At 72.5% G+C, this 4902-nt stretch carries 5 protein-coding genes; 4 read left to right on the top strand and 1 reads right to left on the bottom strand.

Annotated elements, in window-relative coordinates; all coding sequences use genetic code 11:
• Window positions 1-40 precede the first annotated feature (40 nt).
• Complete coding sequence (locus EHS43_RS37325) at window positions 41-451, top strand: (2Fe-2S) ferredoxin domain-containing protein (protein ID WP_125195059.1); 411 nt, start codon at window positions 41-43, stop codon at window positions 449-451.
• A gap of 69 nt (window positions 452-520) precedes the next feature.
• A complete protein-coding gene (gene rpmF, locus EHS43_RS37320) occupies window positions 521-691 on the top strand; it encodes a 50S ribosomal protein L32 (RefSeq protein ID WP_125195058.1) in 171 nt (56 codons plus the stop codon).
• An 8-nt stretch (window positions 692-699) separates the two neighbouring features.
• Here rpmF and EHS43_RS37315 read toward each other — a convergent pair whose 3' ends face one another.
• Window positions 700-1407 carry a nucleotidyltransferase domain-containing protein gene (locus tag EHS43_RS37315; protein ID WP_260470896.1) on the bottom strand — a complete coding sequence of 236 codons (708 nt, stop codon included), beginning with the start codon at window positions 1405-1407 and terminating at the stop codon, window positions 700-702.
• Window positions 1408-1466: 59 nt separating this feature from the next.
• Here EHS43_RS37315 and EHS43_RS37310 point away from each other — a divergent pair, with 59 nt between their 5' ends.
• On the top strand, window positions 1467-2465 hold the full coding sequence (locus EHS43_RS37310; RefSeq protein WP_125195056.1) for an LLM class flavin-dependent oxidoreductase: 999 nt from the start codon (window positions 1467-1469) through the stop codon (window positions 2463-2465).
• A 10-nt stretch (window positions 2466-2475) separates the two neighbouring features.
• On the top strand, window positions 2476-4824 hold the full coding sequence (locus EHS43_RS37305) for an excinuclease ABC subunit UvrA (protein ID WP_125195055.1): 2349 nt from the start codon (window positions 2476-2478) through the stop codon (window positions 4822-4824).
• Window positions 4825-4902: the final 78 nt, after the last annotated feature.

Below are 4902 nucleotides of genomic sequence, written 5' to 3'. Positions count from 1 at the left end.
GCCCACCCTTCCTGATCAGTGCAAGCTGCATGCTTCTCCCATGTCTCCGACGCCCCGCACGTTCCTGACCGGCTCCGGCTCCTGCACCCTCGTCGTCTGCCGGGGCTGCTGTTGCGGCGACGCCCGCAAGCACCCCGGCACCGACCACGCCTGGCAGTTGGAGCTGCTGCGCGCCGGAGCGGCCCAGCACGGCTTCCAGGTCCGCACGACCGACTGCCTGGGCCCCTGCGACCAGGCCAACGTGATCGTCGTACGCCCCTCGGCGGCCGGACGCCGGGCGGGGGGCAAGGCGGCGTGGATCGGGTTCGTCATGGACGACGCGGGCACGGAGGAGGTCGTGCAGTGGGCGGCGGCGGGCGGGCCGGGGACCGCCGAGCCGCCGTTGACGCTGGAGCTCCAGTTCATCCAGCCGCCGCGGGAGGCCCGGGTACGGTCCCGGCGCCGTCGTTAGTTGTTAATGGGATCCATTTTCATATAGCGTCCTCGGTGCCCACCCACCGAGGCCCTGAAGGGGTTCCCCATGGCTGTCCCCAAGCGGAAGACGTCCCGCAGCAACACCCGCCACCGCCGCTCGCAGTGGAAGGCCACCACCGCTCAGCTGGTGCCGGTCACGATCGACGGCGTCACGCGTATCGTCCCGCAGAACCTGGTCAGGGCGTACGAGCGCGGCCTGCTGCGCCCCGAGGGCTGAGCCCGCGCTCACGCCGCCGTGTCGTAGAACTCCGCGCGGACGCGGCGCAGCCACGCCTCGGCCGGCGCCTCGTCGGGCCGGTCCGGCAGCACGCTGCGGGTCTCGGCGAACGCGGTCTCGTAGTGGGCGAGCAGTGAGCGCGCCGAGGCCGGGTCGGCGGCGACGGCGTCCCCGAAACGGTGGTACTCCCCGGGGTCCTCGACCCGCACCGTGAGCCGCCCGGAGGTGTACAGCTCCAGGCCCTGGTGGCACAGTCGCTTCAGGTGCCGGGCGTGCTTGGCGGTGCGGTGGTCGCCGGTACGGTTCTCCAGCTTCCTGAACTGCTGGCCGGCGTACCCGAGGTAGGCGTCCCGGACCCGCTGCGCGCTCAGGAACGACCCTCGGATGCCGATGAGTTCGTCGCCGAGCGAGGTGCGCACCTCGTACAGCTCGTCGGGCAGCCACACCAGCTCCATGACGGTCGGATTGCCGCCGAGGGCGAGCCGGCACCACTTCGCCGCCTCGTGCAGGGTGCGGTCCGGTGCGGTGGTGACGTGGGACTCCTTCGGGGTGTGCAGACCGAGCAGGGTCTCGGTGGGCGCGGCGAACATGCCGAGCCGGTCCACGTCGGAGCCCTCACGGGCGAGTCCGTACGCGGTCGAGCCGACGACGCCGGAGAGCAGGATGTTCTGGACGGTCACCCGCCCATTGTGCTGACCTGCGGCGATCGCGGTCATCCGGTTTTCGTGGCGGTCCCGGTGGGGAATACCGTGTCCGGTCACGCGTTGCATCCTGTGTGAGTTCCCCGACCGCCGCCGTCCGCTTCTCCGTCCTCGACCGCTCCCGCACCCGCGAGGGCGGCACGAACGCGCAGGCGCTCCAGGACACCGTCCGCCTGGCGCGGGAGCTGGAGGGGCTCGGCTACCACCGCTTCTGGGTCTCGGAGCACCACGGTGTGCCGGGAGTCGCGGGCTCCGCGCCGACCGTGCTGGCGGCCGCCGTGGCCTCGGCCACGGAGACGATCCGGGTCGGCACCGGTGGCGTGATGCTGCCGAACCACCAACCCCTGGTCGTGGCCGAGCAGTTCGGGGTTCTGGAGTCGCTCTTCCCCGGCCGCATCGACATGGGCCTGGGCCGTTCGGTCGGCTTCACCGACGGCGTGCGCAAGGCACTGGGGCGCGGCAAGGACGACGCCGACGACTTCGCCGTACAGCTGGAGGAGCTGCTGGGCTGGTTCCGCGGCACCTCCCCGACGGGGGTGCACGCCCGCCCCGCCGAGGGCCTGACCGTGCCGCCCTTCGTGCTGGCCATGGGCGAGGGCGCCGCGATCGCGGCCCGCGCGGGCCTGCCGATGGTCATCGGCGACCTCAGGAACCGCGAGAGGATGCGGCGCGGCATCGACCTCTACCGCGCGCACTTCCGCCCCTCCCCCTGGGCGTCCGAACCGTACGTCGTCATCTCGGGCACGATCGCGGTCGCCGCCACGCCCGAGGAGGCGCGGCGTCTGCTGATCCCGGAGGCCTGGTCGATGGCGTACTCCCGGACCCACGGCACCTTCCCGCCGCTGCCGCCCGCCGAGCACGTCGAGGGCCGCGCGATGACGGACCGGGAGCGCGGCTTCTACGAGTCCGGTCTCGCCGGCCACATCGCGGGCACCGAGGAGCAGGTCGCCCACGAACTGGAGACGCTCCTGAAGGAGACCGGAGCGCAGGAGGTGCTGGTCACGACCAGTACGTACGACCGTGCGGCCCTGCTGGACTCCTACCGGCGGCTGGCCGCGATCACGTCCGGTTAGAGTCGTTCCCATGCACGGCCCCCACACCTCCCACGACCCGTACGTCCGCGTCCGCGGTGCCCGTGAGCACAATCTCCGGGGGGTGGACGTCGATGTGCCCCGGGATGTGCTGGCCGTGTTCACCGGGGTGTCCGGGTCGGGGAAGTCGTCGCTGGCGTTCGGGACGATCTACGCGGAGGCCCAGCGGCGGTACTTCGAGTCGGTGGCGCCCTACGCGCGGCGGCTGATCCATCAGGTGGGGGCGCCGAAGGTCGGGGAGATCACCGGGCTGCCGCCCGCGGTCTCGCTCGAACAGCGCCGCTCGGCTCCGACCTCCCGCTCCTCGGTCGGTACGGTCACCAACCTCTCGAACTCGCTGCGCATGCTGTTCTCCCGGGCCGGCGACTACCCGCCCGGCGCCGAGCGGCTCGACTCGGACTCCTTCTCCCCCAACACGGCCGTCGGAGCCTGCCCGGAGTGTCACGGCCTGGGCCGCGTCCACCGTACGACCGAGCAGTCGCTGGTACCCGACCCCTCGCTGTCGATCCGGGAGGGCGCCATCGCCGCGTGGCCCGGCGCCTGGCAGGGCAAGAACCTGCGGGACATCCTCGACGCGCTCGGGTACGACGTCGACCGGCCGTGGCGTGAACTGCCCGCCGAACAGCGCGAGTGGATCCTGTTCACCGACGAGCAGCCGGTGGTCACGGTGCACCCGGTCCGGGACGCGGACCGTATCCAACGCCCCTACCAGGGGACGTACATGAGCGCCCGGCGCTATGTGCTGAAGACGTTCGCGGACTCCAGGAGCCAGACGCTCAGGGCGAAGGCGGAACGGTTCCTGGTCTCCGCCCCCTGCCCGGCCTGCGGGGGCAGCAGGCTGCGCCCGGAGGCGATGGCGGTCACCTTCGCCGGGCGCACGATCGCCGACCTCGCGGCCCTGCCGCTGACCGAGCTGGCCGCCGCCCTGGTCGGCAGCGGGGAGACCGCGCGGTTCCTCACCCAGGACCTCAAGTCCCGTATCGCGCCGGTCGTGGAGCTCGGGCTCGGCTATCTGAGCCTGGACCGCGCGACCCCCACCCTGTCCGCGGGCGAACTCCAGCGACTGCGCCTGGCGACCCAGTTGCGCTCCGGGCTCTTCGGTGTGGTGTACGTCCTCGACGAGCCCTCCGCCGGACTGCACCCCGCGGACACCGAGGCCCTGCTCACCGTGCTGGACCGGCTGAAGGCGGCCGGCAACTCGGTGTTCGTGGTGGAGCACCACCTGGACGTCATGCGGGGCGCGGACTGGCTGGTGGACGTCGGTCCGGCGGCCGGTGAGCACGGCGGGCGGGTGCTGCACAGCGGGCCGGTCGCGGAACTGGCGAAGGTCGAGGAGTCCGCGACCGCCCGGTTCCTGTTCGACCGCGCGCCGACGGTGCGGCGTGAAGTGCGTTCACCGCGGGGCCGGTTGACGGTCGGTCCGGTCCACCGGCACAACCTGCGCGGGGTGACGGCCGAGTTCCCGCTCGGGGTGTTCACCGCCGTGACCGGGGTGTCCGGCTCCGGCAAGTCCACCCTCGTCGGCGGCATCACCGAGGAGACCGCCGGGGTGGGGCGCCTGGTCTCGGTCGACCAGAAGCCGATCGGCCGGACCCCGCGGTCCAACCTGGCGACCTACACGGGGCTGTTCGACGTCGTGCGCAAGGTCTTCGCCGCCACGGACGAGGCGCGTGAGCGCGGGTACGGGGCGGGCCGGTTCTCCTTCAACGTGGCGGGAGGGCGCTGCGAGACCTGCCAGGGCGAGGGGTTCGTGAGCGTGGAGCTGCTCTTCCTGCCGAGCACGTACGCGCCCTGCCCGGACTGCGGCGGGGCCCGCTACAACCCCGCGACGCTCGAAGTGACGTACCGGGGACGGAACATCGCCCAGGTGCTCGACCTCACGGTGGAGTCGGCGGCGGACTTCTTCGCGGACACCCCGATCGTGGCCCGCAGTCTCACCACCCTGCTCGACGTCGGCCTCGGCTACCTCCGCCTCGGGCAGCCCGCCACCGAACTCTCCGGCGGCGAGGCCCAGCGCATCAAGCTCGCGAACGAACTCCAGCGCGCCGGGCGCGCCCACACCCTCTACCTCCTCGACGAACCCACCACCGGTCTGCACCCGGCCGACGTCGAGGTCCTCATGCGCCAGCTCCACGGTCTCGTCGACGCCGGCCACACGGTGATCGTCGTCGAGCACGACATGTCGGTGGTGGCGGGCGCGGACTGGGTGATCGACCTGGGACCGGGCGGCGGGGACGCGGGCGGCCGGATCGTGGCGGCGGGAGTGCCGGGCGAGGTGGCCGGGGCGGCGGAGAGCGCTACGGCTCCCCACCTGTCACGGGCGCTGGGCTCAGATTCCTGACTCCGACGGCGCACAGTTCGGCCCGGCGTCCCGAGCCGTCGCTCAGGGGGGCCGGAGTCGATCGGTCCGTGTGCTCCC

Source organism: Streptomyces sp. RP5T (genome assembly GCF_003933965.1).
GTDB lineage: Bacteria > Actinomycetota > Actinomycetes > Streptomycetales > Streptomycetaceae > Streptomyces.
Note: the sequence above shows the minus strand (reverse complement) of the source record. Positions and strands in the feature narration are given on the sequence as shown.